Annotated in this window: 22 protein-coding genes; 14 read left to right on the plus strand and 8 right to left on the minus strand. The window is 64.7% G+C overall.

Translation table 11 applies throughout. From position 1 onward, the window contains the following. On the minus strand, positions 1-1227 hold a 1227-nt coding region (locus AB4068_RS12540; RefSeq protein ID WP_441433554.1), incomplete at its 3' end, for a DUF222 domain-containing protein. 444 nt (positions 1228-1671) lie between these two features. Here AB4068_RS12540 and pdxS point away from each other — a divergent pair. Continuing rightward, positions 1672-2598: a pyridoxal 5'-phosphate synthase lyase subunit PdxS gene (pdxS, locus tag AB4068_RS12545; protein ID WP_306959754.1), complete on the plus strand. Its 927-nt coding sequence runs from the start codon at positions 1672-1674 to the stop codon at positions 2596-2598. 322 nt (positions 2599-2920) lie between these two features. On the opposite strand, the gene AB4068_RS12550 is transcribed toward pdxS, so the two are convergent. Genes AB4068_RS12550 through AB4068_RS12560 form a run of 3 tightly spaced genes read right to left on the minus strand, consistent with a single transcriptional unit; the run spans position 2921 to position 7024 of the window. Next, positions 2921-4933 (minus strand): M3 family metallopeptidase, encoded by a 2013-nt coding sequence (locus AB4068_RS12550; protein ID WP_441433555.1) that lies wholly within the window; start codon positions 4931-4933, stop codon positions 2921-2923. Between the two features lie 49 nt (positions 4934-4982). After that, positions 4983-5732 carry a type 1 glutamine amidotransferase gene (locus tag AB4068_RS12555; protein ID WP_284989256.1) on the minus strand — a complete coding sequence of 250 codons (750 nt, stop codon included), beginning with the start codon at positions 5730-5732 and terminating at the stop codon, positions 4983-4985. After that, positions 5729-7024 (minus strand): Mur ligase family protein, encoded by a 1296-nt coding sequence (locus AB4068_RS12560; protein ID WP_307053978.1) that lies wholly within the window; start codon positions 7022-7024, stop codon positions 5729-5731. Before AB4068_RS12560 ends, AB4068_RS12555 begins: the two co-directional genes overlap by 4 nt. Positions 7025-7125: 101 nt before the next feature. Between AB4068_RS12560 and pdxT the strand changes: the two genes are divergently transcribed. From pdxT to AB4068_RS12605, 9 genes are all read left to right on the plus strand, one after another. Beyond that, on the plus strand, positions 7126-7827 hold the full coding sequence (gene pdxT / locus AB4068_RS12565; RefSeq protein WP_059390283.1) for a pyridoxal 5'-phosphate synthase glutaminase subunit PdxT: 702 nt from the start codon (positions 7126-7128) through the stop codon (positions 7825-7827). 3 nt (positions 7828-7830) lie between these two features. Next, entirely contained in the window at positions 7831-8586 is a 756-nt protein-coding gene (locus tag AB4068_RS12570; RefSeq protein ID WP_307053979.1) for a YebC/PmpR family DNA-binding transcriptional regulator, read from the plus strand. 45 nt (positions 8587-8631) lie between these two features. Then, a complete protein-coding gene (gene ruvC, locus AB4068_RS12575; RefSeq protein ID WP_441433556.1) occupies positions 8632-9210 on the plus strand; it encodes a crossover junction endodeoxyribonuclease RuvC in 579 nt (192 codons plus the stop codon). Positions 9211-9299: 89 nt separating this feature from the next. After that, positions 9300-9944: a Holliday junction branch migration protein RuvA gene (gene ruvA, locus AB4068_RS12580; RefSeq protein ID WP_284754937.1), complete on the plus strand. Its 645-nt coding sequence runs from the start codon at positions 9300-9302 to the stop codon at positions 9942-9944. Continuing rightward, a complete protein-coding gene (gene ruvB / locus AB4068_RS12585) occupies positions 9937-11013 on the plus strand; it encodes a Holliday junction branch migration DNA helicase RuvB (protein WP_284989259.1) in 1077 nt (358 codons plus the stop codon). The genes ruvA and ruvB overlap by 8 nt, the downstream gene beginning before the upstream one ends. Before the next feature lie 190 nt (positions 11014-11203). Then, complete coding sequence (gene yajC, locus AB4068_RS12590; protein WP_059389206.1) at positions 11204-11587, plus strand: preprotein translocase subunit YajC; 384 nt, start codon at positions 11204-11206, stop codon at positions 11585-11587. A gap of 109 nt (positions 11588-11696) precedes the next feature. Next, positions 11697-13451, plus strand: a complete 1755-nt coding sequence (secD, locus tag AB4068_RS12595; protein ID WP_284989260.1) for a protein translocase subunit SecD — start codon at positions 11697-11699, stop codon at positions 13449-13451. Further along, the gene (gene secF / locus AB4068_RS12600) at positions 13451-14464 is read left to right on the plus strand and encodes a protein translocase subunit SecF (protein WP_284989261.1); all 1014 of its coding nucleotides are present in this window, start codon (positions 13451-13453) and stop codon (positions 14462-14464) included. Before secD ends, secF begins: the two co-directional genes overlap by 1 nt. 149 nt (positions 14465-14613) lie before the next feature. Further along, the gene (locus AB4068_RS12605; RefSeq protein ID WP_272909578.1) at positions 14614-17007 is read left to right on the plus strand and encodes a RelA/SpoT family protein; all 2394 of its coding nucleotides are present in this window, start codon (positions 14614-14616) and stop codon (positions 17005-17007) included. A 10-nt stretch (positions 17008-17017) separates the two neighbouring features. Here the strand turns inward: AB4068_RS12605 and AB4068_RS12610 are convergent, their stop codons facing one another. The 3 genes from AB4068_RS12610 to AB4068_RS12620 all read right to left on the minus strand — a co-directional run bounded on the left by AB4068_RS12610 (position 17018) and on the right by AB4068_RS12620 (position 20121). Further along, positions 17018-17566, minus strand: coding sequence for a type IV toxin-antitoxin system AbiEi family antitoxin (locus AB4068_RS12610; protein WP_441433557.1), 549 nt, complete (start codon positions 17564-17566; stop codon positions 17018-17020). Positions 17567-17779: 213 nt separating this feature from the next. Beyond that, positions 17780-19288: a DUF349 domain-containing protein gene (locus AB4068_RS12615; protein WP_441433558.1), complete on the minus strand. Its 1509-nt coding sequence runs from the start codon at positions 19286-19288 to the stop codon at positions 17780-17782. A 65-nt stretch (positions 19289-19353) separates the two neighbouring features. Beyond that, entirely contained in the window at positions 19354-20121 is a 768-nt protein-coding gene (locus tag AB4068_RS12620) for a peptidylprolyl isomerase (protein WP_370872108.1), read from the minus strand. Positions 20122-20381: 260 nt separating this feature from the next. Between AB4068_RS12620 and hisS the strand changes: the two genes are divergently transcribed. The 3 genes from hisS (at position 20382) to AB4068_RS12635 (ending at position 24538) form a co-directional block, all read left to right on the plus strand. Further along, entirely contained in the window at positions 20382-21734 is a 1353-nt protein-coding gene (gene hisS / locus AB4068_RS12625; protein ID WP_441433559.1) for a histidine--tRNA ligase, read from the plus strand. Positions 21735-21877: 143 nt separating this feature from the next. Beyond that, positions 21878-23668 (plus strand): aspartate--tRNA ligase, encoded by a 1791-nt coding sequence (gene aspS / locus AB4068_RS12630; RefSeq protein WP_306959769.1) that lies wholly within the window; start codon positions 21878-21880, stop codon positions 23666-23668. Positions 23669-23767: 99 nt separating this feature from the next. Further along, positions 23768-24538: a GNAT family N-acetyltransferase gene (locus tag AB4068_RS12635; RefSeq protein WP_441433574.1), complete on the plus strand. Its 771-nt coding sequence runs from the start codon at positions 23768-23770 to the stop codon at positions 24536-24538. A gap of 17 nt (positions 24539-24555) precedes the next feature. On the opposite strand, the gene AB4068_RS12640 is transcribed toward AB4068_RS12635, so the two are convergent. Further along, a complete protein-coding gene (locus AB4068_RS12640; RefSeq protein WP_441433560.1) occupies positions 24556-25233 on the minus strand; it encodes an acVLRF1 family peptidyl-tRNA hydrolase in 678 nt (225 codons plus the stop codon). 41 nt (positions 25234-25274) lie between these two features. Between AB4068_RS12640 and AB4068_RS12645 the strand changes: the two genes are divergently transcribed. After that, complete coding sequence (locus AB4068_RS12645) at positions 25275-26756, plus strand: replication-associated recombination protein A (RefSeq protein WP_307053986.1); 1482 nt, start codon at positions 25275-25277, stop codon at positions 26754-26756. Positions 26757-26836: the final 80 nt, after the last annotated feature.

Below are 26836 nucleotides of genomic sequence, written 5' to 3' on the forward strand. Positions count from 1 at the left end.
GCCGTTGGCGGGCAGTTGCCCGGTGGTCAGGGCCGCTGCGCAGGCGCCGGTGAGCCCGTCGAGGAGTTTCTGGGCCCGGGAGCGGCGGTCCAGGGCGGGGTGCGCGCCGGTGTCAGCCGCGCCGTCGCCGTCGGCTGCGTCGGCGTCGGCCGCGCCGCCGTCGTCGGCTGCGTTGGTGTCGGTGGTGTGCTGGAGGCGGGGGTTGGTGGCGGTGTTCATGGCGGTGGCGAGGGTTTCGTATTGTTCGGCGGTGGCGAAGATTTCCAGGTGGTGCAGGCCGTGGCGGGGTTTGCGGATGAACGCTCCTTGGCGGTGGCGGAGTTCTTCTTCGCGGGGTTCGGTTCCGTCCTGGTCGATGGCGTCGATCCAGCGTTTGGCTGTCCGGTGCACGAAGTCGGGATCGCTTTCCAGGGCGGTGCGGGTGAGGGAGTGTTCCATCTGGCGGGCGGTGTCCGGGTCGGCGTGGTGGCGTACCTGCTCCAGGGCCGTGCTGATGATCGTGGCCGAGCGGGTCGGCACGGCTGCGGTGGACAGGGCCGCGGCGAGGAGTTCGTGGCGTGCGGGGAGGTCTTGTCCGGTGAGTCCTGTCTGCGGGAGCACGCCGGAGGCCAGGGCGAGCCGTCGCCGGGCTTCGCCGATGCCGATCCGCAGCCGGGCGCGCAGGAATTCGGCGGCGTTCCGGTAGCCGTCGTCGACCGCGGCCGCTGCCGTGGGGCCGGGCGCGGAGCCCGGCGCATCCGGCGCGGTTGCCGGGTCTGACTGACCTCCCGCGTCCGCTGCTGCGGTTCCCGTATCTGCTGCGGCGGGTTCGCTCCAGCCGGTCCGCCAGCCCGGCGCCGCGGACGGCCGGCGGGAGGCCTGGGCTTCGCTGCGGGTCCGTTCCACGGCCTGGGCCGCGACGAGCTGCAGGAACTCGACCGTCCGGGAGATCTCTTCGACCGTGCCGGCGAAATCCGCGGCATCAAGGAAACCGAACGAGCGGGCGTCGGCGACGGCGGTTGAGCGCAGCGCATCCATCGCCGCGACCGCCAGATCAAGGCCACCCGCGGCGGACGGCACGGCGGCCGGGTTTTGGAGTCGGGAAGGGATCTGGAACTGGGCCGGGTTTCGGAACTGCGCGTGCCGGGCGGGGACGGGCTTCAGCCGGCGGGACAGGCGTCCCGGCGACGGGATCCCGCCGTCGGGCGCGGCCGCCCGAGGTGCGACGAGTTGACCGATGCCTTCCATGAATAAACCCTGTCACGGGGGTCGGACATTTTTACCTCCCGCACGGCCGTTCGGCGTCGCGAAAAGCGAAACAAGGAACACACGTCCCAAGAATCAGGTGCTGAGCTCCCAATGAACCCGGATCGCCTCGGCGATCAGGCCGGCGGTGAACTCACAATTGCAGAAGACAGATTCCCGCGCCGTGAATCCGCCCACCAACTTGCTGCCGTCAATGCACCTGAAGTATCCGCGACACGCGGGACCAATATCACCGGGTGCGCGACGCCCGCCGGTGCCGGCGCGACCGCGTGGCCGGGGCTGGTAATCGAGTACGACGGTCACAGCGCGGGGGACTAGTATTGAAGTTACTTGGTCAATGTGACCTGGAAATCCGGTGCGCGCTGTGTGTGGCCTCCGTCCGCCTGCGCCCCGGCCAAGGTCTTCTATCTACCCATAGGGGTTTTTGTGTCTACACCTGATGTAAGCAACGAAGCCGGTTCGTCCGCAGCCAGCGTTACGGGCAGCAGCCGCGTCAAGCGCGGCATGGCCGAGATGCTCAAGGGCGGCGTCATCATGGACGTCGTCAACGTCGAGCAGGCCCGCATCGCCGAAGATGCCGGTGCCGTGGCCGTCATGGCGCTCGAGCGCGTTCCCGCGGACATCCGCGCCCAGGGTGGCGTGTCCCGCATGTCGGACCCGGACATGATCGACCAGATCATCGCCGCGGTGTCCATCCCCGTCATGGCCAAGGCCCGCATCGGCCACTTCGTCGAGGCACAGGTCCTGCAGTCCCTCGGTGTTGACTACATCGACGAGTCCGAGGTCCTGACCCCGGCCGACTACACCCACCACATCGACAAGTGGAACTTCACCGTTCCCTTCGTCTGTGGTGCCACCAACCTGGGCGAGGCGCTGCGCCGCATTAACGAGGGCGCGGCCATGATCCGCTCCAAGGGCGAAGCCGGCACCGGCGACGTCTCCAACGCCACCACCCACATGCGCCAGATCCGCGCCGAGATCCTCCGCCTCTCCACCCTGCCCGAGGACGAACTCTACGTCGCGGCCAAGGAACTGCAGGCACCGTACGAGCTCGTCAAGGAAATCGCCGCCACCGGCAAGCTCCCCGTCGTGCTGTTCACCGCCGGCGGCATCGCCACCCCGGCCGACGCCGCGATGATGATGCAGCTCGGCGCCGACGGCGTGTTCGTCGGCTCGGGCATCTTCAAGTCCGGCAACCCGGCCCAGCGTGCCGCCGCCGTCGTGAAGGCCACCACCTTCTTCGACGACCCCGACGTCATCGCCAAGGTCTCCCGCGGCCTGGGCGAAGCCATGGTGGGCATCAACGTCGAGGAAATCCCCGAACCCCACCGCCTCGCCGAGCGCGGCTGGTAGGCCTTCGTTAAGCCGACGCGCCAGACGGCGCGGTTTGTTGGCGCCGGTCGGCGCTGATCCTCGGCCTGCTATTCCCCGCGACTCGCTGCCGCGGCTCGGGGCGGGGGCCCTTTTACGCAGGCTGCCGGATCACACCGCCCGGCGCCTTGCGCTGGCGGGTCGCACCGTCCATCGCATCGCTCTCCCGCTAAGTACGACGCCGGCCGGTCACCTTCTTCGGTGACCGGCCGGCATCGTGCGTTAACCCAACTGACTCCCAGTTGTTGTCGTTATGAGGCTCCATAACGACATTAACTGCGAGTCAGTTGGGGCGGCCCAGCAGCTATTCGAGGCCGCGGCGCTTGAGGAGCGGCTCGAGGGAGGCGTCGCGGCCGCGGAGCGTGCGGAATGATTCCAACGGATCGCGGCTGTTGCCACGGGAGAGCAGCTCCGAACGGAATCGTTCGCCGTTCTCGCGCAGCAGCCCGCCTTTTTCCGTGAACCAGTCCACCGTTTCCGCGTCCAGCACTTCACTCCAGATGTACGAGTAGTACCCGGCGGCGTAGAAGTCCCCGGCGAAGATGTGCTGGAAGTACCCCGTGCGGTACCGGGGCGGAATGAGGGAGTGCGCCACGCCTGCAGCAGCCAATGCCTTGGCTTCGAAGTCCAGCGCGTCCTGAGGAACGCCGTCGACGTCCAGCACGTGCCAGGCCAGGTCCAAAAGGGCGGCGCCGAGGTATTCCGTCGTGGCGAAGCCTTCGCCCCAAAGCTTGGACTCGTTGAGGCGGTCGATGATGTCCTGGGGAAGCGCTTCGCCAGTCGCGTGATGCCGGGCGTAGTTACCGATAATCTCGGGCCACATGATCCACATCTCGTTGACCTGCGACGGATACTCCACGAAGTCCCGGGGGACCGAGGTGCCGGAAAACCGGGGATACATGACGTTGGAGAAGAGTCCGTGCAAGGCATGGCCGAACTCGTGGAACGTGGTCCGGACCTCGTCCAGGGTAAGCAGGGTGGGTTCTCCGGCCGGCGGTTTGGAGATGTTCAGGTTGTTGATCACCACCGGCTTGTTACCCAGGAGTGCTGATTGTTCGACGAGCGAGTTCATCCAGGCGCCGCCGCGCTTTGAGTCCCGCGCGTAGTAGTCGCCCAGGAAGAGACCAAGCTCGGAGCCGTCTCCGTTTCGCACCTCCCAGACGCGGACATCGGGGTGGTACCCCTCAAGGTCATTCCGCACGTGGAAAGTAATACCGAAGAGGCTCGTGGCTGCGAAGAACACGCCGTCCACGAGTACCCGGTCCAATTCGAAATAGGGCCGAAGGAGTTGTTCGTCCACTTCGTAGCGCTCCCGCCGGACCTTCGAGGAGTAGTACGCCCAGTCCCATGCTTCCAATGGGTGCCCTGCGCTCTCCGCCAGGGCAGCCGCTTCTGCGTCGGCGTTGCGGATGGCGGCCGGAGCAAGTCGGTTGAGCATCGCTTGCACGGCCGCGAAATCGGGGGCGGTCTGGCGGTCCATGACCATTTCGGCGTAGTTGCCGAACCCGAGGAGTGTCGCCTTCTCGGCCCGCAAACGCACCATCGCCTTCACCAGTTCCTGGACGTCCAGGCTGCCGCCGTCGCTTCCCCTCGCAACGGACGCCTCAAACAGGCGACGGCGGAGCTCGCGGTTCTGCAAAGAAGCCAAAGCAGGCTGGTTGCTCGGCTGTATGAGGGTCAGGAGGTATTTTCCCTCGTGCCCGGCAGTGCGTGCGGCCTCCGCAGCACTGGCGATGTCGTCCGCCGGCAGGCCGGCAAGTTCTGTGGCGTCATCCACCACCAGGGCGGCCGCCTTCATGGCTTCCTTGACCCGTTGCCCGTACTCCGTTCCCAATCGGGAGAGTTCCGCGTTGAGGCTCTTGAGTTTTTCCTGGTCAGCCGGGTCGAGCTGGATCCCCGACTGGCGGAATTCCCGAAGGTACTCCTGCACCAGGCGGGTGGCTTCGTCATCAAGTCCTGAAGTGTCTACGGCCGCGAATCGCTCGTACAGTCCGCGGTTGAGATAGACCGCGTCCTGATGGCTCACGAACCGGGGAGACAGCTCGGTTTCGAGTTCGCGGATGGCCTCCGAGGCGTCGGCGGAAACCAATGTGAAGAAGGCCGCTGCTGCCCGCTCCAGCAGGCGGCCGGAGCGTTCCATCGCGACCGCCGTGTTTTCGAAGGATGCGGGCTCCGGGTTGTCGACGATGGACTGGATCTCGGCCAGGTGCTCAACGAGGCCCGCATCCACGGCTTCGGCGAAGTGGCTGTCCTGGATCTTTGCGAAGGGCGGCAAGCCGAAGGGAAGGGTACTCGGCTCCAAGAGAGGGTTCGTCATGAAGCAACCCTTTCATGCAGGGGCCCCGCCCACAACGGTTTTCCCCGTGTTAGCGCGGCCGCCGCGCCGCGTGTTCGCGCGCGAGGCGGGCAAAGTCGTCGTCGGGCGTTCCGGGGACGAAAGTACCGTACTTGCGTTCGACGGCGGTCCGGATCAGGAAATCGGCGATGGCCGGATTCTTGGGCAACAGGGAACCGTGCAAGTAGCTGGCAACCACATTCCGGTGCCTGGCGCCTTCGTGGTTGTCTTTGCTGTTGTTGCCGGCGCCCTTGGACACGGTGCCGAGCGGCTCGACGCCGGCACCCAGGGAGGTCTGTCCGCTGTGGTTTTCGTAACCCATGATTTCACCGAACTCGGGTGAAGTGAGCGTGACGTTTCCGATGAGGCGTTCGTCCGTACCGATGGTCTCGACGTCAAGGATGCCGATACCGGGGATAACAGGTCCGCTCTTCGTCTTGAAGAACTTGCCGAAAAGCTGGTAGAGCCCGCAAATGACCAGCATGGGCGTTCCGTCCTCGGCCATCCCGCGCAGTTGCTCGCCGCGTGACTGGAGATCGTCCTGGATGACTACCTGGCCGCTGTCCTGGCCGCCACCGCCCACAATGAGATCGACATCTTCGGGGAAGTCGTCGCCCACATTGTATTCAAGGAGCTCGGGCGTGTAACCGTGCCAGAGCAGGCGCTGCCGCAAGACGAGCGCATTGCCCCAGTCCCCGTAGATGTTCATGTCACGGGGGTACAGCTGCAGGACCCGGATGGTGCCTTTGCTAGTGTGTGCGGTACCTTCGGCCGGGGTCATGAGACCACCTCTACTGTGGTGATTTTGGAGAGTTCGCGCCGGATGGCCAACATCGCGGTGTACGTGCAGAATACGCGTTTCGGTTTGCCGGCCGAACCCCGGATGAATTCGGCCAAGGCCGCAGTGATGTCGGTGTCCACTGAGCCGAAGCGGACCTCGTCGTACTGGAGGCGCAGTGCCATGTCATAGGCACGGACGCCGGTGACGACCTCGACACCGTCCTCGCGCAGGGAGTCGAATTCAACGTCCCAAAGCCACGACATGTCCCGGCCGTCGGCATAGTTGTCATTGATGGCGATCATGGACGCGTAGCCCTTCGCCGGGAAAGACTTCAGGCCCAGGCGGAAACCGCTCGGGTTCTTCACGAGGACCAACTCAAAAGGCTGGCCGTCCACCGTCAGGCTCTCCCCGCGGCCAAACGCCGGAGCCACTTCGGAGAGCGCCTTGACCAGCTTGGCGGAGTCGCCGGGCCTCCCGCTTGCCCCGGTGATGCTCCTGGCGAGGACCAACGCGGCCGCGGCATTGAAGATGTTGTAGACGCCACGGAGTTTCATGTAGGTGGACACAAGGGTTCCGTCGAACTCGAAGTCGGCGTCGTCGGTACCGACCCGGCGGAGCACGACGTCGGCCGCCGGGGATGCGGGGACCTCACCGCGGGGGCTGGTTTCCGGAGCCGCGGCCCGCATGTCGTCGTCGTTCGGGAAGGTGCTGCGGAGCGATTCGTCCAATCCGAAGTAGAGCACCTCGGGGCCGCTCACGGCTCCGGCAATACGGGCGACCCGGGGATCCTCGCGGTTCAGGACCACGGTCCCGGTGGTTCGCTCGGCGATGCGCTGGAGGAGTAGCGCCGTGGTGTCGATTTCGCCGAAACGGTCCAGTTGGTCGCGCAGGACGTTGAGGAGAAGGCAATAGCGCGGCGGCACCTTGTTCACGAAATGCACGGCGTGTGCCTCGTCGAGTTCCAACACCGCGACGTCGGCGTCCAACCTGCCGCGCCAGTCCACCTCACCCAGGAGAGCGGCCGCAACGCCACGGGTGAAGTTGCTGCCTGTCCGGTTGGTGAAGACCTTCAAGCCCTGGCTCTCCAGGAGCTCCACCACCATTTTTGTGGTGGTCGTCTTGCCGTTGGTTCCGCTCACCACCGCCACACCGTGGGGGAGCGAGGACAGCGTCCTCTGCATGAAGCCGGGGTCGATCTTCTCGACCACGAGGCCGGGCAAAGCCGAACCCCCGCCGCGCAGCCGGGACACAGCACGGACCAGCTTGCCGAGTGGAACGGTGAACGAAAACATGCTCTGTAATATATCCCAGTTGGTGCATAAACCACGTGCCGTAAAGCCGCGATCGGGTTGCAGGCGCAAGCCCGGCAGTGGCAGCGCATTATGATGGTCGAATGACCAATCCCCCTTCCGAGGCGTCATCAAGCGTGGGCGCGGGCCTGCGCATCGGCGTCCTCGCACTACAAGGCGATTTTCGTGAGCACATCCACGCTGTCGAAGCGGCCGGTGCCACCGGCGTCGGCATCCGGCGTCCGGCGGAGCTCGACGACATTGACGGCCTCATCATTCCCGGCGGCGAGTCGACTACCATCGACAAGCTGGCGCGCATCTTCGAACTCGCCGATCCCATCCGCAAGCAGATCGCGTCCGGGCTGCCGGTGTATGGATCCTGCGCCGGCATGATCCTGCTGGCGGACGACATCGCCGATCCCGCCACGGACCTTGCCGGAAATCCGCAGCAGACTTTCGGTGGATTGGACATCACGGTCCGTCGCAATGCCTTCGGCCGGCAGCGCGAGTCCTTCGAAACCGATCTTGACTTCAAGGGCCTCGAGTTCAGCGCAGGCGAGTCCGGCGTCGACCCCGTCCACGCCGTCTTCATCCGCGGACCGTGGGTGGAACGGGTCGGACCCGGCGTCGAAATCCTTGCGCAGGTGGAACCGGGCAAAGCGACCCACACGGACACTTTGCACGGGTTGGCTAGAATTGTTGCAGTGCGCTCAGGTCGGTTGCTGGCCACCTCCTTCCACCCGGAAGTGACTGGGGAGAAGCGTGTGCATGAATTGTTTATTCGAATGATCAGAGGGGAAGTTTAAAGCATGTCAGGCCACTCCAAATGGGCGACGACCAAGCACAAGAAGGCCATCCTCGATAGCCGCCGGGCCAAGTCGTTCGCCAAACTGATCAAGAACATCGAAGTCGCGGCCCGCATGGGCGGACCGGACCTTGCCGGCAACCCGAGCCTCGAACTGGCTGTGACCAAAGCCAAGAAAACCTCGGTCCCCGCCGACAACATCGACCGCGCCATCAAGCGCGGAGCCGGCCTCACCGGCGAAGTGGTCGACTACACGGAGATCATGTACGAGGCCCGCGGCCCGCAGGGTTCCGCCCTCCTGATCGAGTGCCTCACGGACAACAAGAACCGTGCCGCCTCCGAGGTCCGCCTGGCGATTTCCCGCAACGGCGGCACTATCGCCGATCCCGGCTCCGTGAGCTACCTCTTCACCCGCAAGGGCGTGGTCAACCTGCCCAAGAACGGGCTCAGCGAAGACGACATCCTGATGGCAGTGCTCGACGCCGGCGCAGAAGAAGTCAAGGACAACGGCGACAACTGGGAAATCCACTCGGAACCCACCGATCTCCCGGCAATCCGCGAAGCCCTCACGGAGGCCGGCATCGAATACGACACGGACGAAGCTGAATTCGTCCCGTCCATGCAGGTGCCGCTGGACCTTGACGGTGCCAAGAAGTTCATGAAGCTCGTCGACGCCCTCGAAGATCTCGACGACGTCCAGAACGTTTATACCAACGCGGACATGAGCGAGGAAGTCCAGGCTGCGCTCGAAGCCGAGTAGCGCCCGCTTGCCACACAGCTTCACAACAAACAGGGAGGCCCGGACTTGACTCTTCGCGTATTGGGAGTCGATCCGGGCCTCACCCGTTGCGGCTTCGGAGTGGTCGACGTCGAACGGAACCGCCGCGCCACGATGGTGGCTGTCTGCGTCGTGGGAACCTCCCCGGAGCAATCATTGGACCAGCGACTGCTGGTCATAGCCAAGGCCATCGATGAATGGCTGGACCTCTATAAACCCGACGTTCTCGCGGTCGAACGGGTGTTCTCCCAGTTGAACGTCAGTACGGTCATGGGCGTTGCCCAGGCATCCGGCGTCGTCATCGCGGCCGCCGCGCGGCGGGGCATCCCGGTGGCGCTCCACACGCCGTCGGAGGTCAAAGCCGCCGTGACGGGAAGCGGCACCTCCAACAAGGAAGCGGTGACGAAACTCATCACCAAGATCCTTCGTCTTGACGCTCCGCCCCGCCCGGCCGACGCCGCGGACGCGTTGGCCCTCGCTGTCACCCACGCGTGGCGGGCCGGCAGCGGTGCCGCAGTTGCCACCACCGGACCGGGGAGCAGCGCATTGACGCCCGCCCAGCGAGCCTGGGCTGAAGCCGAAGCGAAAGCGCGCCGCGCCCGGTAATTGTCGGTGGCCCTTGCTAGGGTATTCGTAGATATGTTCGGATAGCCCGCGGCGCAGCATGCGCGGGGCAGTACTTCAGGAGCCGGGTCTTGATCAGTTTTCTCCGCGGAACCGTGGCACACGTCAGTCTCTCCACGGCCGTCATCGATCTCAACGGCGCCGGTATGAGCGTCTACGCCACGCCCCAAACCCTCAGCCACCTGCACGTCGGCGAGGAAGCGAAGCTGTTCACTTCGTTGATCGTCCGGGAGGACTCCCTGACGCTCTTTGGTTTCTCGAACGACGACGAACGCGAAGTTTTCGATGTCCTGCTCAGTGTGAGCGGGGTGGGGCCGCGCCTGGCCCTTGCAGTCCTGGCCGTCCACGAGCCCGAGGCGATCCGGGTGGCCGCGCATTCCGGCGATGCCAAGTCATTCACCAAGGTCCCCGGTATCGGCCCGAAAGTGGCCGGCAGGATCGTCCTGGAACTGGCGGGCAAACTCGTTCCCCACGGCACCGCGCCCGGGGCCGCCCCCGCCGTCGCGGCCGAGTCTGTCTGGAAGCCGCAGGTGGTCGCCGCAATGACGAGCCTGGGCTGGTCGGAGAAGGACGCTGCCGGCAGCATCGACAAGGCAATGGCCGATTCCCCGGAACTTGCCGACGCCGGCAACGTCGCCCAGATCCTGCGCGCAACCCTTCGCTGGCTCGGGCAGGACGGCGCCCGCGCCGGAAACCGGGTAGGCAGCCGTGGCTGAGCAGTCCCTCGTTACCGGGGGAGAGGAACCCGAAGAGCGCATCATCGAAGCCGCACTTCGCCCGAAGAACCTCCACGACTTCGTAGGCCAGCACCGTGTCCGAAAGCAACTCTCGCTCGTGCTGGAAGCCTCGAGGATGCGCGGCCGCAGCGCGGACCACGTCCTGCTTTCGGGCCCTCCTGGGCTCGGCAAGACCACTCTCTCCATGATCATCGCCGCCGAGATGAACGCACCCTTGCGCATCAGCAGCGGGCCGGCCATCCAGCACGCCGGAGACCTTGCGGCCATCCTCTCCTCGCTTTCTGAAGGCGAAGTGCTCTTCCTCGACGAAATCCACCGGATGTCCCGGCCCGCAGAGGAAATGCTGTACATGGCCATGGAAGACTTCCGGGTGGACATCGTGGTGGGCAAGGGCGCAGGCGCCACTGCCATTCCGCTTGAGCTGCCGCCTTTCACCCTCGTGGGCGCCACCACGCGGGCCGGCCTGCTGCCTGGACCGCTGCGTGACCGCTTTGGTTTTACCGGGCACCTGGAGTTCTACTCAGTGGCGGAGCTGGAACTCGTACTGCGCCGCTCGGCCGGACTGCTTGACCTGAAAGTCAACTCGGCCGGCTTCAGCGAGATTGCGGGCCGTTCCCGCGGAACCCCGCGTATCGCCAACCGGCTGCTTCGCCGTGTCCGGGACTGGGCTTTGGTTCACGGCATCGAACAAATCGATGCCCGTGCCGCCTCCGCTGCGTTGGACATGTACGAGGTGGACCAGCGTGGCTTGGATCGCCTGGACCGTGCTGTGCTGGAAGCCCTGATCCTCAAGTTCAACGGCGGTCCCGTAGGGCTCTCCACCCTCGCTATCGCCGTGGGGGAGGAACCGGAGACCGTCGAAACGGTCGCTGAGCCGTACCTGGTGCGCGAAGGCCTCTTGGGACGGACGCCGCGCGGCAGGATTGCCATGGCGTCAGCCTGGACGCACCTCGGATACGCCGTGCCGCCAGGAGTGTTCGGGCAGGACCCGCTGGCGTTGTTCGAGGATAGCGAAAACGGGGCGGAAAGCATCGACACCGGCCGTTAGCACGATCCATTCAGCTTAACCCTCTAGACTGGTATGACACTCGGCACGTTCGAGTCCTTGGTTCTGTGCCCGCCCGTCGGAGCATTGTGCGGCCAAGTGGGCGAAAGCTCCACGGCCGCCGGATCCACCGGGCAGACATGGCCGTGAAACCAAAAACGTAAGTAAAGAACGGAACTTCCCTGTGGATCCAATGACAATCCTGCTGTTCGCCATGCTCGGCGTCTTCATCTTCATGATGTTCCGCCGCAACAAGAAGACGCAGCAACAGCAGGCCAAGCTGCAGTCCCAGTTTGCCCCCGGCGTTGACGTCATGACCAGTTTCGGACTGTTCGGCCGAATCGTCTCAATGGACGACGCCGAGAACAAGGTTGTCCTGGAACTGTCCCCGGGCAACCTCGCCACGGTGCACCGCCAGGCCGTCACCAAGATCGTTGAGCCCGCCGAGGAGGCCGCAGTTGACGTTCCGGACGACGCGTCGTCGCTGACGGCCGCGGATGCCGATGCATCTGCATCCGCGGAGACCCCGGACGAGACCCTCAAGCGCCTCAACGACGAGGGCAAGAAGGACAACTAGCCCGTACCCGCTCTACAAGCGGGAATAGTTCTACGGCAATGAATCGCCGCCGGCCTGCGCTCACCCGTGCACGTCGGCGGCTGTTCCGTCATCAACAGGAAGATCGAACATGGCACGAACCGGCCACAAAAATGCAGCCCGCAGGGTGCTGATCTGGCTTGTCGCAATATTCGCTGTACTGACAGCAGTCCTCGGTGGCGGCGTCATCACTGGTCACGCCAGCTGGGCCCCAAAGCTCGCGCTTGACCTCGAGGGCGGCACGCAAATGATTCTCGCGCCCAAGGTCGAAGGATCAACCGGCATCAACGAAGAACAGTTGAACCAGGCCGTCGCGATTATCCGCCAACGCGTTGACAGCTCCGGTGTCGCCGAAGCGGAAATCACCACGCAGTCCGGCCGTAACGTCGTGGTAAGCCTTCCCGGTACGCCAAGTTCGGAAACCCGTGCCCTGATCCAGGCATCTGCCGACATGAACTTCCGCCCAGTGATCACCACCGGTGACCCTGCGGCCGTTCCGGTCGCATCCCGCACGCCGGACGCGAGCCTGCCCAAGCCCACCGCTGCGCCGACCAACGCCAGCGACAGCAACTGGGTCACAGCCGACGTCTACAAGGCCTTCGAAGCCTTGGACTGCGTCAACCCGGCCCAGGATAAGCAGCCGCGGTCGGATCCCGCCAAGCCGCTGGTGACCTGCGAGCCGGCAACGGCCAAGACTCCTGCCGTCAAGTACATCCTTGGCCCGGTCGAAGTGAAGGGCCAGGACATCGTGTCGTCCTCCTTCGATCCCGTCCAGGGCGCGCAGGGCTCGGTCACCAATGCGTGGGGCGTGACCATCACGTTCGATGCCAACGCCACCAAGACCTTCAAGGACGTTACGCAGAGGCTCAACCAGTTCTACGTGGCATCGCAGGCGCAGGGCGGCAACGACCCCAAGGCCCAGTTCGCCATCGTCCTGGATGACCAGGTTATTTCCGCGCCGCGTGCCCTCGCAGTCATTACCGATGGCAAGCCGCAGATCACGGGTAACTTCACGCAGGCCTCGGCACAGGCGTTGTCGGACCAGCTTCGCTACGGCGCTTTGCCCATCAGCTTCGATATTCAGTCCGAGGAACAGATTTCCGCCACCCTCGGTGGCGAGCAGCTTCGTCTTGGCCTGATGGCCGGTGTGATCGGGCTCCTGCTCGTGGTGGTCTATTCGCTCTTCCAGTACCGGGCCTTGGGCTTTGTCACCATCCTCTCGCTCGTTGTGGCTGGTGGACTGACATACCTAGCCATCGCGATCCTTGGCTGGACTGAAAACTACCGGCTGTCCCTTGCCGGTGTGGCAGGTCTTATCGTGGCCATTGGCCAGACAGCCGACTCCTTCATCGTGTACTTCGAACGCATCCGTGACGAACTTCGTGAGGGCAAGGGCCTCGTGTCCGCCGTCGCTAACGGTTGGAAGCGCGCCAAGCGCACGGTCCTCGCGTCCAAGGCCGTCAACCTGCTCGCGGCCTTGGTGCTGTACTTCGTCGCTGTTGGAAACGTCCGCGGCTTCGCCTTCACCCTTGGCCTCACCGCGCTGGCAGACCTCCTGGTCGTGTTCATGTTCACGCACCCCACGCTCCAAGTGCTGGCCCGGACCAAGTTCTTCGGCGAGGGGCACCGCTTCTCCGGCCTCGACCCTGAGCGACTGGGCGCCGTGCCGCTGTACCGCGGTGCCGGCCGGCTCCGCACGCCAACGGAGAAGCCCGCCGTCGTGCGCGCCCGCAACACCGGTGCTGCCGCTGAAGCCGAGCGCCGCATGACCATCGCCGAACGCCGGCTTGCCGAGAAGCAGGCCCAGTTGACTGGTTCTTCCAACGGCACCAAGGAGGAGAAGTAATGACCACGAGCTTCGCAAAGTTCGGCAACGAGCTCTACACGGGCAAGCGTTCTTACAACTTCGTTTCCAGCAAGAAGATCTGGTTCATCATCGCCGCAGTAGCGGTGGCGATCTCCATCCTCCTGCCGGTGGTCAAGGGCGGGTACAACCTCGGAATCGACTTCCGGGGCGGCTCCGAGTTCACGGTGTCCAACGTGAAGACCACCGAATCCGCCCCGGGCGAGAAGGCAGTCCACGACGTCGTTGCTGGTGCCGTTCCGCGCGTCGCCAACGTCGCTGGCAGCACTATGCGCATCCAGACCGACAAACTCAGCGATGACCAGACCATCAAGATCAAGACGGATCTCGCGAAGGCCTACGGCGTGACCGAAAACCAGGTCACCTCGACCTTCATCGGCCCCACCTGGGGGCAGGATGTCACCAAGCAGGCCCTGATCGGCCTCGCGGTGTTCGTTGGGCTGGCCGCTCTTTTGATGGCGTTGTACTTCCGCACCTGGAAGATGTCGGTTTCTGCCCTTGCCGGCATGCTGGTCACGATGTTCACTACGGCCGGTGTCTACTCCTTGAGCGATTTCGAGGTGACACCGTCGGCCATCATCGGCTTCCTGACGGTCCTCAGCTACTCCCTGTACGACACCGTGGTGGTTTTCGACAAGATCCGTGAAAACACCTCGGACATCGCGACCTCCAGCCGGCGCACTTTCGCCGAAGAGGTCAACCTTGCCGTCAACCAAACCCTGGTGCGCTCCATCAACACCATGATGGTGGCAGTATTGCCGGTCGCCGCGATTCTGTTCATCGGCGCCGGATTGTTGGGCGCCGGCACGCTCCGCGACCTGTCCCTCGCCCTGTTCGTCGGCATCCTGATCGGTACGGCGGCGACGATCTTCATCGCGGCTCCGCTCTACGCGTGGCTGCGCCAGAGCGAACCCGAGCTGCAGAAGCAGGCCAAGAAGGTGGCGACCCGGCGCGCGGCAGCCGTCAGCGCGAACTCGGAAGCAGCGGCCGTTTAGCCTCGTTTCCCCTTGAAGGGCCGGTCACCGCCGAAAAGTGGTGACCGGCCCTTTTGCGTTCCCGGCTCCGTCATCTGGGTACCGGTTCTTGGAGAGCTCACCAGCGGGAATAGACTGGGAGAATTAAGTCAGTCGTGAGAGGTGCTTTTGTGGAGGAACGTACGACGTCGGCGCCGCCGGCGGGCGGAGAGGACGGCCTGAGCCGCGTGCCCGGCACCGCAACTGCAGCTACGGGAAGCACCGTGGACGGTGTGCCCGTGGACTCCCCGGGCGTGCGCCCGACGTTCCCTGGACGACGCGAGCGGACGCGCTCCAGGCTGGCGAAGTTGACGGGACGGGGCACGAGCACCTATTCGCCCATCCTCGAACCGCTCCTGCGGACCGTCAGGGCCAACAACCCCAAAGAAGACCTCGATCTCATCCAGCGGGCCTTTACCGTGGCAGAGCGCAGCCACCAGGGCCAGAAGCGGAAGAGCGGCGATCCGTACATCACCCACCCCGTTGCGGTGGCCACGATCCTGGCCGAGCTGGGCCTCACAGGCACAACCCTTGCTGCTGCACTCCTGCACGACACCGTCGAGGACACTCCCTACACCCTCGCTGACCTGACGCGTGATTTCGGCCCCGAGGTCGCAATGCTCGTGGACGGCGTCACCAAGCTGGACAAAGTCCAATTCGGTGAGGCCGCACAGTCCGAGACCGTCCGCAAGATGGTCGTGGCCATGGCCAAGGACATCCGGGTACTGATGATCAAGCTGGCGGACCGGCTGCACAACGCCCGTACGTGGCGCTTTGTTTCCGCTGAATCTTCCGCCCGCAAAGCGCGCGAAACACTTGAGATCTTTGCACCGCTGGCCCACCGCCTTGGCATGAACACCATCAAATGGGAACTTGAGGATCTTTCCTTCGCCGCCTTGTACCCGAAGGTGTATGAAGAAATCGTCCGGATGGTGGGGGACCGCACTCCAGAGCGCGAGAAGAGCCTGAGCGTCATCCGCAACCAGATTGCCGAAGACCTGCGCGTCGCCCGCATCAAGGCCACCATCACGGGCCGCCCCAAGCATTACTACTCGATCTACCAAAAGATGATTGTCCGGGACAAGGACTTCGACGACATCAACGACCTCATGGGCGTGCGTGTCCTCGTGGATTCCGTCCGTGACTGTTACGCGGCTCTTGGCACCTTGCATTCGCGCTGGAACCCCCTTCCGGGACGGTTCAAGGACTACATCGCCATGCCGAAGTTCAACATGTACCAGTCCTTGCACACCACCGTGATCGGGCCCGGGGGCAAGCCCGTTGAGATCCAGATCCGTACCCACGAAATGCATCGCCGTGCCGAGTATGGCGTGGCGGCACACTGGAAGTACAAGGACCAGCCCAACCGGACCGCCGTAGGTCCGGGGAGCCCCAAGGACGGCGACATGGGCTGGTTGCGTTCCCTGGTCGACTGGCAGCAGGAAACATCGGATCCGGGCGAATTCCTGGACTCGCTGCGTTTTGAAATCAATGCCCGGGAAGTGTTCGTCTTCACCCCCAAGGGCGAGGTCATGGCCCTTCCCGCAGGATCGACACCGGTGGACTTCGCCTACGCGGTGCACACCGAAGTGGGTCACCGGACCATCGGTGCGCGCGTCAACGGCAAGCTGGTTCCGCTCAACAGCGAACTCAATCACGGCGACTGGGTGGAGATCTTCACCTCCAAGGCCGAGGGCGCAGGACCGAGCCAGGACTGGCAGCATTTCGTCAAAAGCGCCCGGGCGCGCAACAAGATCCGGCAGTGGTTCAGCAAGGAACGCCGCGAAGAGGCCATCGAGCGGGGCAAGGACCAGCTGACCCGCGCCATGCGTAAGCAGAACCTGCCCCTGCAACGGCTCATGACACATGACGCCTTGTCCACGGTGGCCGAGGAATTCCACTACGTCGACATTTCCGGCCTGTATGCCGGCGTCGGAGACGGGCACACTTCGGCGCAGTCCGTCATGGAAAAGCTCATGGAGCACCTCGGTGGGCATGAGACGCCCGATGAGGACCTCGACGAAGTCAGCATTCCCTCGCAACTCCAGAAGACCCGGTACTCGGACTCCGGCGTCATTGTCCGCGGCGTGGGAGATGTCTGGGTGAAGCTGGCCCGGTGCTGCACGCCTGTACCGCCTGATCCGATCCTCGGGTTCGTGACCCGCGGCTCGGGGGTGTCGGTACACCGCACGGACTGTACGAATGTCTCGGACCTCCGTGACCAGCCCGATCGCATCGTCGAGGTTGAATGGGCTCCGACCCAATCCAGCGTCTTCCTGGTGGAGATCCAGGTGGAAGCCTTGGACCGGAAGTCGTTGCTTTCGGATGTCACCCGCGTGCTTTCGGAAAACCACGTCAACATCCTGGCTGCTTCCGTGCACACCTCCAGCGACCGGGTAGCCATCTCCCGCTTCGCGTTCGAAATGGGCGATCCTAAGTACCTTCACCACGTGCTCAGTGCCGTGCGCAGGATCGACGGGGTCTTTGACGTCTACCGGACCACGGGCAACCGCAGGAGAAGCTGAACCTAGCAACTCAGGCGGCTACCTCAGGCGGCAAGACGTCGGAAGGCGGCGGGTCAGCGGTCCGAGCCAACGCGGCAATCTTGCGCAGTGCAGCTTTCTTGTGGGGCACCCTCGTGGACGCCTCCACCGCGAGGGTCAAGAGCCGCAGCCGGACGCCCAATTCATCCCGGGACAGCAGCATCCGCAGTGCGGGCAAGGCCCTGCTGGCTTCTACGTGTAGGGCCACATCCACGGCCGTCCGCAGGGGACTGGTCACGAGCAGCCCGCCGATGCTGACCACGTCCAGTTGGCCTAAACGGACTTCGTGCAAGATACAGCCGCGGGCCGAACGCAAGCTCGATATACGGTGTTTGGCGTCCACGAGAAGCGAAAGCCTCTCTGGGGCATCCGCGCAACCGTAAATCCAGGCCGCCGTCATGCGCCCCGCGATGACCTTCCTGCGAATGCGATCCGGAACCACCAGGGCGGCCGCGCGGGCTCGGAGCCGAGGCGTGACATCCAGCCCCGAGGGAGTGAAACTCTTCTCGTAGAGTGGTGTGAGCACGCCGTCCGTAGCCATTGATTGAAGCTCGGCCCACGTGAACTGCGGGCTGGGCGCGTACAGCTCTTGGGCAGGGAAGTCCTGTTGCTGCGGAGGCGGTAATCTCGGGGCCATTCAGCAATCATCGCGTGGCTGCCGCAACGGGAACAGGCCCCGTGTCGGTTATGTGGATAACCGGCACGGGGCCTGTTGGTTCAAGCTCTACTACTACTACAACTACTACAACTACTACTACGCGAGATCGCTTGCCGAACGCTGGATCTGGTCAAGCCAGGCCTCTCGTGCTTCAAGGGCCTCACGGGCGTTCTTGATGCGGCGCTGGTCTCCGGCCTTTTCGGCCTTTTCCAGGTCTTCCCTCAGGCCGGCGATAGCCGCTTCCAGCTGCGACAAGGCGCTGTTGGTGCGGGCCTTCGTCTCCGGGTTGCTCCGGCGCCATTTGTCCTCTTCGGCGTCGCGGACGGCGTCCTCAACCTTGCGAAGGCCGGCTTCGATCCTGCCCATGTCGGCGCGGGGGACCTTGCCGGCTTCTTCCCAGCGGTCGCGGATGGACTGCAGGGCCTTCTTGGCAGCATTGAGGTCCGTGATCGGCAGCAGGGCCTGTGCCTCGACAACGAGCTCTTCCTTGACGGCAAGGTTTGCCGTGTACTGCTGGTCGATCTCGTCGTTGGCAGCCTGGCGGTTGCTGAAGAATACGTCCTGCGCGGCACGGAAACGGAGCCAGAGGGCGTCGTCATCCTTGCGGCTGGCGCGAGGCGTAGCCTTCCACTGGTCCATGAGACGGCGGTATTCGCCGGCGGCGAATCCCCAATCCGTGGAACTGGAGAGGGCTTCGGCCTCGACGATCAGCTGTTCCTTGGCGACCTTGGCCGCCGAGTTGGTGCTGTCCAATTGGGAGAAGTACGCACGGCGGTGGCGGTCAAAGACGGTACGGGCCGAGCGGAACCGCTTCCACAGCGCGTCCTCGTTGCTTCGTCCAAGCCGGATGCCGTTCTTCTGGGCTGTCTTCCAGCTCTCGAAGAGTTCGTTCATGCGGGCGCTGGACGTCTTCCACTGGACCTGGGACGGATCCTGGGATGCGATGGATTCGGCTTCGGCGACGATCGCCTCGCGTGCCGCGAGCTCCGCGGATCGTGCGGCGTCGTGTGCAGCTTTCTCGGACTTCTCCAACTCGGAAATCTGTCCAGCCAAGGCATCGAGTCGAGCCTCGGCAGTGCGGATGTCGCCCACCATGTTTCGCTCTGCCAGCTGCTCACGCAGGTGCTCGACCGTCTTCTGCATGTCCGTGGCCGGGGCCTTGGACTCCACGCGGTGTTCCATCAAAACGATCTGCGCAACAACGTCGTCGTACTTCCGGGCGAAGTATGCCAGCGCCTCGTCGGTGCTCACTCCCGGGTACTGTCCCACCGGCTGCTCTTCGCCGTCGATGGTCAGGAAGACGTGGCCGTCACCCTCGGCGCGCCCCCACTTGGCGGCTTCCGCCAGGGACACAGCCGTAGGCTGGGCTGCCGGCGCGGCCGGAATAACACTGGCGGCTGCCTTGGGGCGGGCAGCAAATGCTGCGGGGGAAGGCGCATGCGAGGGGGCCGGACGTGGCGCCGGAGAGGCAGGCTTGGGCGCGGGTTCTGCCGCGTCGGCCACCGGGGCAACCGGCGCAACGCCGGCCTGCTCAGCTACGGGAGCCTGGGTTTCTTCGTCGTTGGCCACTACTGCAGTTTCGTCGGATTTCTGACTGTCTGTCACCGCTAAAAGTCTTTCGCTTGGAGGGATTACTAAGGTAATGCGCCGTGGACCATGGTCCGGGCTAGTTACTTCAGAGAAAACGAGTCTATCGTGACAGCTGCCACAGGGGTGCCGTCGGTGGCGCTGCTCCCCGGATTAATACCGGCTTGGGCGATCTTCGTCACCACGTCCATGCCGCTCGTCACCTTGCCGACCACCGTGTACCCGCCGGCGGAGTCCGGGGGAATGACGGTGTCCTTGTACACAATGAAGAACTGGTGCCCGTTGCCATAGGCGTTGTTGCCGGTCCTGGCGACGGCGATGGTTCCGGCCGGGTAGGTGTTGTTCGCCGGGGTGTTCTCAAGTGGTCCCCAGTGGAAGTTGGGGTCGTCTGTGGTGTCCGTCCCCTTGGCTCCGCACTGCAGCACCGAGAAATTGTCGGCGGTAGTCAATCGAGGGCACTTGAGGCCGCTGTAATAACTCGCGTCAGTGAGGGATTTGAACACTGCTGCGGCCTGGGGAGCTGTTGTGCCATCCAGTTCGACGCCGACTGTCCCTCCATTGAGGCTGAGCTGGCCAGTGAAAGTCTTACCTGCGGCCGTGTCCGCTTTGGGAATGCCGGCGCTATTCGAGCCCGTCGCCGCGGCCGAAGCGGAGGGGTTGGCAGAGGCGGACGGCGAACTCAGCCCGGCTTGGGCCGCTGCGAACTCCGATTCGCTCGGATTCGAGTTGAACACCGTGAGTTGGAGCACGACGGCGGCAATCAGGGCGGCGGCACCCACGCTGACCGCGATCACATTGTCCCGGCGGCGGCGCTTGCCCTGTGCACGCCGAAGCTCGCGCTTGGCTTCCATCTGCCTGATGCGCCGTTTGGCTTCACGGTTGTCCCGCGGCCTTGTAGACAATGGTCCTCCTGGTTGTCTGGACAAGCTTCCCTCGCAAGCAAGCCGAACCCGGGCGCCCGCATTAGATGTGCAGGCGCCGAAAGCATAAACTGGCTGCCGCACATAGTTTATGCATGACTGGCTGGACGCCAGCCCATCCTGAGCCGAATCGGCCCGTGGTTCGTGGCGCTGGGTCCGGCCCGCGCAATCATTGAGGAGAAATTTCCACCATGGCCCGTACCGCCTCCCTGTCCGGATTCCCCGAGTGGCTTCCCCAGGAACGGTTGGTGGAACTGCATGTGCTGGACACGTTGCGCAAGACGTTTGAACTCCACGGCTTCTCTTCCATCGAGACGCGCGCTGTCGAAACCGTCGGCCAGCTTCTCCGCAAGGGCGAGATAGACAAAGAGGTATACGGACTGAGCCGGCTGCAGGAAGACGAGGACGGCGGCGAAGGCGGAAAGTCGGACAAGGCAGATCCCAACGCCTTGGCGCTCCACTTCGACCTCACGGTGCCGTTTGCCCGCTATGTCGTCGAGAACGCCGGCTACCTGGCGTTCCCGTTCCGCCGCTACCAGATCCAGAAGGTGTGGCGGGGGGAGCGGCCCCAGGAGGGCCGCGCCCGCGAGTTCACGCAGGCGGACATCGACGTCGTGGGCGACGGCGAGCTGCCTTTCCGCTACGACGTCGAGATCGCCCTCGTCATCGCGGAAGCGTTGAGCGCCCTTCCCATTCCGGACTTCCGCCTGCGCATCAACAACCGCAAGTTGGCCGAGGGCTTCTACCGCGGTATCGGCCTCACCGACACTGCCGGCGTGCTTCGAAGCATCGACAAGCTCGAAAAGATCGGCGAAGCGAAAGTTGCCGAATTGCTCAGGAGCGAGCTTGGCGCCACGGATGAGCAGGCAGCGCTTGCTTTGAAGCTTGCCAGCATCCGCACCGAGGACACGTCCTTCGTGGCGCAGGTGCGTGCGCTTGGCGTATCGGACGAGCTTCTTGAAGAGGGCCTCAGCGAGCTGGAACAAGTCATCGAGGCTGCCGTGCAGCGCGCCCCCGGCAAAGTTGTTGCCGACCTCAGCATCGCCCGCGGCCTCGACTACTACACCGGTACGGTCGTCGAAACCGTCCTGGTGGGACACGAGCAACTCGGTTCCATTTGCTCCGGCGGCCGCTACGACGCCCTCGCCAGCAAGGGCAACCGCAAGTTCCCCGGCGTCGGGCTGTCGATCGGCGTGACCCGCCTGGTCTCCCGCATCCTGAGCCAGGAATTCGCGACGGCGTCGCGCTCGGTTCCCACGGCAGTCCTGGTGGCGCTGAACAACGACGACAGCTGGTCTGCGGCCCAGGATGTGGCGGCCCAGCTGCGTGGACGGGGGATCGCCACCGAAGTTGCGGCGAAGGCCGAGAAGTTCGGCAAGCAGATCAAATTCGCCGACCGACGCGGCATTCCTTTCGTCTGGTTCACGGACGACGACGGCAAGCACCAAGTGAAGGACATCCGCACCGGGGAGCAAGTCGACGCGGATCCGGCCAACTGGGAGCCGTCACCCGAGGATCTCCACGTCCGCATCACCACGCGATAGCCACGAACCGGCGCCTCAAGGCAAAACCCCGCGGGCCCGGGCGGGAGCGGGCCGCGCCCGGTGGGGCCACGCTTCGTTCATACGGGTAAACTCGAACGGGATCGTTTTGTCATGGTCCTGAAAATCATGTTGAAAGGAATGCTGTGCTGCGCACACATGACCTCGGATCCCTGCGTTCCGAGCACATTGGACAGACCGTCACCCTGGCTGGCTGGGTAGGCCGCCGCCGAGATCACGGTGGCGTGGCCTTCGTCGATCTGCGTGACGCGTCCGGTGTCGCCCAGGTGGTTGTCCGCGAGGAAGAGGTCTTCCACGGCCTGCGCAATGAATACGTGCTGCAGATCGTGGGCACCGTCAGCAAGCGTCCCGAGGGCAACGAGAACCCGCACCTCGCCACCGGCGAGATCGAGGTCATTGCCGAGAAAGTGGTGATCCTCAACACTTCGGATCCCCTTCCGTTCCAGATCGACGAGCACGTGGAGGTCGGTGAAGAAGCGCGACTCAAGCACCGTTACCTTGACCTGCGCCGCCCCGGCCCCGCCCGGAACCTGCGCCTGCGTTCCGAAGCGAACCGCGTGGCCCGCGAGCTGCTTCACCAGCAGGGTTACGTTGAGATCGAGACTCCCACGCTGACGCGCTCGACGCCGGAAGGCGCCCGCGACTTCGTGGTTCCGGCGCGTCTGGCACCGGGTTCCTGGTATGCGCTTCCGCAGTCCCCGCAGCTTTTCAAGCAGCTGCTCCAGGTTGGCGGTTTCGAAAAGTACTACCAGATCGCCCGTTGCTACCGCGACGAAGACTTCCGTGCGGACCGCCAGCCGGAATTCACCCAGCTCGACATCGAAGCCAGCTTCGTTGACCAGGACGACATCATTGAGCTCGGCGAAGGCATCGTCAAGGCACTATGGCAGCTGATCGACGTCGAGATCCCGACGCCGATCCGCCGCATGACGTACCACGAGGCGATGGCCAAGTACGGCTCCGACAAGCCGGACCTGCGCTTCGGCCTGGAGCTCACTGAATTGACGGAGTTCTTCAAGGACACGAACTTCGGCGTCTTCAAGGCGCCCTACGTTGGCGCCGTCGTCATGCCAGGCGGAGCCTCGCAGGCCCGCCGCGCGCTGGACGCCTGGCAGGAATGGGCCAAGCAGCGTGGCGCCAAGGGTCTCGCCTACGTGTTGTTCAAGGAAGACGGCGAGCTCACGGGCCCCGTTGCCAAGAACCTCACGGACGCCGAGCGTGCCGGCCTGGCTGACGCCGTCGGCGCAAAGCCCGGCGACTGCATCTTCTTCGCCGCCGGCGAGAAGTCACCATCCCGCGCCTTGCTGGGTGCTGCCCGCGTCGAGATCGGCCACCGCACCGGCCTGATCGATCCCAAGGACTGGGCTTTCGTCTGGATCGTGGACGCCCCGATGTTCGAACCGGCTGCCGCAGCCGTCGCTTCCGGCGACGTCGCGGTAGGTGGCGGACAGTGGACGGCCCTGCACCACGCCTTCACCTCCCCGAAGCCCGAGTTCCTGGACTCCTTTGACAAGGACCCGGAAGCGGCCCTGTCGTACGCCTACGACATCGTGTGCAACGGCAACGAAATCGGCGGCGGATCCATCCGTATCCACGAGGCCGATGTCCAGGAGCGCGTTTTCGAGCTCATGGGCCTGGACAAGGAAGACGCGCAGACCAAGTTCGGCTTCCTGCTCGAGGGATTCAAGTACGGCGCACCTCCGCACGGCGGCATGGCCTTCGGGTGGGACCGGGTCGTGGCCCTTCTGGCCGGCGTGGACTCGATCCGCGACGTCATCGCTTTCCCGAAGTCCGGCGGCGGCTACGACCCCCTGACCGCTGCTCCTGCGCCCATCACGGCGCAGCAGCGCAAGGAAGCCGGAGTCGACTTCAAGCCTGAAGCCAAGCCGCAGGCAGCGGCAGCGAAGCCGGAGTAGCTGGAACCGTAGAAGTAGCCCGAAGGCCCTCGCACATTGCGGGGGCCTTCGGCGTAGCATGACGTCGACTGAATTCGAGGAGGACGCGTGACACAGGAAATGGGCCTTGAATCGATCGAGGAGCTCATGGACCGGGCATGGCCCGCCCCGGACCGTGAGGACACCGGGGGATGGGTCATGCGGGCCGCCGGAGGCGTGACACAGCGGGCAAACTCGGTCTGGCCCAGGGAGCAGGCCAGCGACCACGAGTCGGCAGTACGGGCCGCCACGCAGTGGTACCGCTCCCGGCGCCTGCCGCTGATCTTCCAGATTTTCGACGATGAGCGAAGCGCGGGCCTCAACAGTGTGCTCGATGCGCAGCGATTCACCCGGCAGTCGGAGACCCTCATCATGGTCCGTCCGGGCGGCGCCCTTCCAGCTACCCTGCCCGGTGGCCCGGCAACCGGCGTCGAGATCTCGGAGGAGCCTTCCGAAGAGTGGCTCCGGCTGTGGTGGTCCGTTGACGGCCGCGGGGGAGACGCCGAGCTGGACATCGCCCGGAGGATTCTGGTGTCTTGCCCTTCCGTCTACGCTCTCGCGAAGGACGACGACGGCGTCCCGGCCGCCGTCGGGCGCCTCGCCCTGGTGGGCGGCAAGGGAGGCATCTACTGCATGGCAACTGCGGCCAAGCACCGCCGCCGTGGCTACGGGCGGCAGGTGCTTGAAGCGCTTCTGGAAGCGGGCGCCCACCGAGGCGTGTCCGAGTTCTGGCTACTGGTAACGGCCTCGAATACCGGCGCCCGGACCCTGTACGACGGCGCGGGGTTCGCAGAGCACGGCAGGTACCTCTACCGGCAGGCCCGGCCGCAGCGGGCGTTGTCGGGCTGTTAGCTGGCCCGGCGCCCCTCCTACAACGGATCCGTGACGTCGATCCGCACGGCGCAGGCATCCGCCGCAGCCCTGCGAAGTACGGTTGCGTTGGGGTCGGCAACCGCCAGGAACACGAGCTTCGCCCGGGACGAATATTCCTTCAACGCCTTTTCTTCGAGGACCGCCGCGGAGAGTGCGGTGTCTCCGCCCAGAACGAGATATTCAATACTGTCTCCGGCGAACACAGCGGCGGCATAACCGGCCACCGCTTCCGTCAGTGCGTTGGCCTGGTTCTCACGACGACGGGCAAAGCGCTGCTGCGAGGATCCACCTGCAGCCGAGCGGGATTGAACGTAACGTGAACCCGATTTGGAGGCGGACACTTTGCCGCCGCTCACCACCCCCACCGCGTAGCCGCCCCGGCGCACCAGGATGATTCCGAGCCGCCGTTCCTGCGAAGCAAGCGACGCCAGGCGCTCAACCGCGGTTGCGCCCCTGCCGGGCCGTCCATCGACAGGCCAGGGGGCCCTTAATAGCGCGGTAGCGCCATCGGCCGCCCGCAGGAGCGTGCCGCCGTCGTCGGGCTCTTCCTGAACGGCGCCATGGCTCGCGGCGAAGCGCTCCACCCAGCCGGTCAACCGCGGACCGGGGATGAAAGCGGTGCGCACCGCCCCTGGCGGCGGCTTTTCGTTGGGGCCGGACGGCCGGGTCTCCACGTTGATGTCTCCTTCGCTGGAATCATGAGTAGCCTATCCATGTGGAAGATCTCTTTGGTGCCGACGCGGACAATGACGACGACGCCGGCAGCCAGGCGGATTCGGACCGTTCCAGCGATGGACGCGCAGGCACAGGGCGTCCGGCGTCGCCGCGGAGCCCTTTGGCTGTCCGTATGAGGCCCCGGACCCTCGACGACGTTGTGGGCCAGCAGCATTTGCTGGGCCAGGGGTCTCCGTTGCGGCAGCTTGCCGCAGGGGCCAACGCCGCCGGTCCTGCCGGCCCGAGTTCGGTCATCTTGTGGGGACCCCCGGGTACGGGCAAGACGACGCTGGCACACGTCATTGCCCGCGGACCCGGCCGGAAGTTCGTCGAATTGTCCGCCATTACCGCGGGCGTCAAGGATGTCCGCCTGGTCATGGAAAATGCCTTGACTGCCCGGGATCTCTATCGGACCACCACGGTGCTGTTCCTGGATGAGATCCACCGCTTCAACAAAGCCCAGCAGGACGCCCTGCTTCCCGGGGTCGAGAACCGCTGGGTGGTCCTGGTTGCAGCTACCACCGAGAACCCTTCGTTCTCGGTGGTCTCGCCGCTGCTTTCCAGGTCACTGCTGCTTACCTTGAAACCGCTCACCGATAGCGACATCGAAGCGCTGCTGCAGCGCGCCGTTGCCGATGCCCGCGGCTTGGCAGGGGGAGTGGAGCTCACCCCGGAAGCCTTGGAGCACCTGGTCCGCTTGTCCGGGGGCGATGCCCGCCGTGCGCTCACCGCGCTCGAGGCCGCTGCCGGCGTCGCCTACGGTGACAGGAACCACGACGACGGCGACGCGTCCGAAGACGCTTCTGAAGAGGAAGGGCTGGCCGGTGACGGTGCCCCCGAGGCTCCGGTCGTCGTCGAACTCCGCCATACGGAGCGGGCGCTGGACGCGGCTGCCGTCCGCTACGACCGTGCGGGAGACCAGCACTATGACGTTGCCAGTGCGTTCATCAAGTCGATCCGCGGTTCCGACGTCGATGCGGCCCTCCACTATCTGGCCCGCATGCTCGAGGCGGGCGAGGATCCGCGCTTCGTGGCGCGCCGGATCGTCATTTCGGCCGCCGAGGACATCGGCATGGCGGATCCGACGGCGCTGCAGACCGCCGTCGCCGCTGCCCAGGCAGTGCAGTTGATCGGCATGCCCGAAGGCCGGATCATCCTCGCCGAAGCGGTGGTGCATCTGGCGACTGCGCCCAAGTCAAATGCCGCCTACCTGGGCATCAACAAAGCCATCGCAGATGTGCGTGCGGGGATGGGGGTCGGGATTCCGGCGCATTTGCGGGACGCGCACTACCAAGGAGCGAAAGGCCTTGGGCACGGCCAAGGCTACAAGTATGCCCACGATGCCCCGCATGGCGTTGCCACCCAGCAGTACGCTCCGGACGATCTGGTCGGCAGGGACTATTACGAGCCCACGGCAAACGGCGCCGAACGGGATATTGCTCCGAGGCTTGAGCGGCTGCGCAGGATCATCCGGGGCAAGTAGCCGTCATGGTAGGCTAGATGCTTGTCTGGCAAGGCTCAGGCGCACAATCCATCAAAATCCAGGTTTTGATGCTGTGCCCT

The organism is Arthrobacter sp. 2RAF22 (genome assembly GCF_052115325.1).
GTDB lineage: Bacteria > Actinomycetota > Actinomycetes > Actinomycetales > Micrococcaceae > Arthrobacter.

Coding starts and splice junctions, on each gene's coding strand:
- AB4068_RS12550 (WP_441433555.1), bottom strand. CDS start 4,933: ATGACGAACCCTCTCTTGGAGCCGAGTACCCTTCCCTTCGGCTTGCCG.
- AB4068_RS12555 (WP_284989256.1), bottom strand. CDS start 5,732: ATGACCCCGGCCGAAGGTACCGCACACACTAGCAAAGGCACCATCCGG.
- AB4068_RS12560 (WP_307053978.1), bottom strand. CDS start 7,024: ATGTTTTCGTTCACCGTTCCACTCGGCAAGCTGGTCCGTGCTGTGTCC.
- pdxT (WP_059390283.1), top strand. CDS start 7,126: ATGACCAATCCCCCTTCCGAGGCGTCATCAAGCGTGGGCGCGGGCCTG.
- AB4068_RS12570 (WP_307053979.1), top strand. CDS start 7,831: ATGTCAGGCCACTCCAAATGGGCGACGACCAAGCACAAGAAGGCCATC.
- yajC (WP_059389206.1), top strand. CDS start 11,204: ATGACAATCCTGCTGTTCGCCATGCTCGGCGTCTTCATCTTCATGATG.
- secD (WP_284989260.1), top strand. CDS start 11,697: ATGGCACGAACCGGCCACAAAAATGCAGCCCGCAGGGTGCTGATCTGG.
- secF (WP_284989261.1), top strand. CDS start 13,451: ATGACCACGAGCTTCGCAAAGTTCGGCAACGAGCTCTACACGGGCAAG.
- AB4068_RS12610 (WP_441433557.1), bottom strand. CDS start 17,566: ATGGCTACGGACGGCGTGCTCACACCACTCTACGAGAAGAGTTTCACT.
- AB4068_RS12620 (WP_370872108.1), bottom strand. CDS start 20,121: ATGGAAGCCAAGCGCGAGCTTCGGCGTGCACAGGGCAAGCGCCGCCGC.
- hisS (WP_441433559.1), top strand. CDS start 20,382: ATGGCCCGTACCGCCTCCCTGTCCGGATTCCCCGAGTGGCTTCCCCAG.
- AB4068_RS12635 (WP_441433574.1), top strand. CDS start 23,768: ATGGGCCTTGAATCGATCGAGGAGCTCATGGACCGGGCATGGCCCGCC.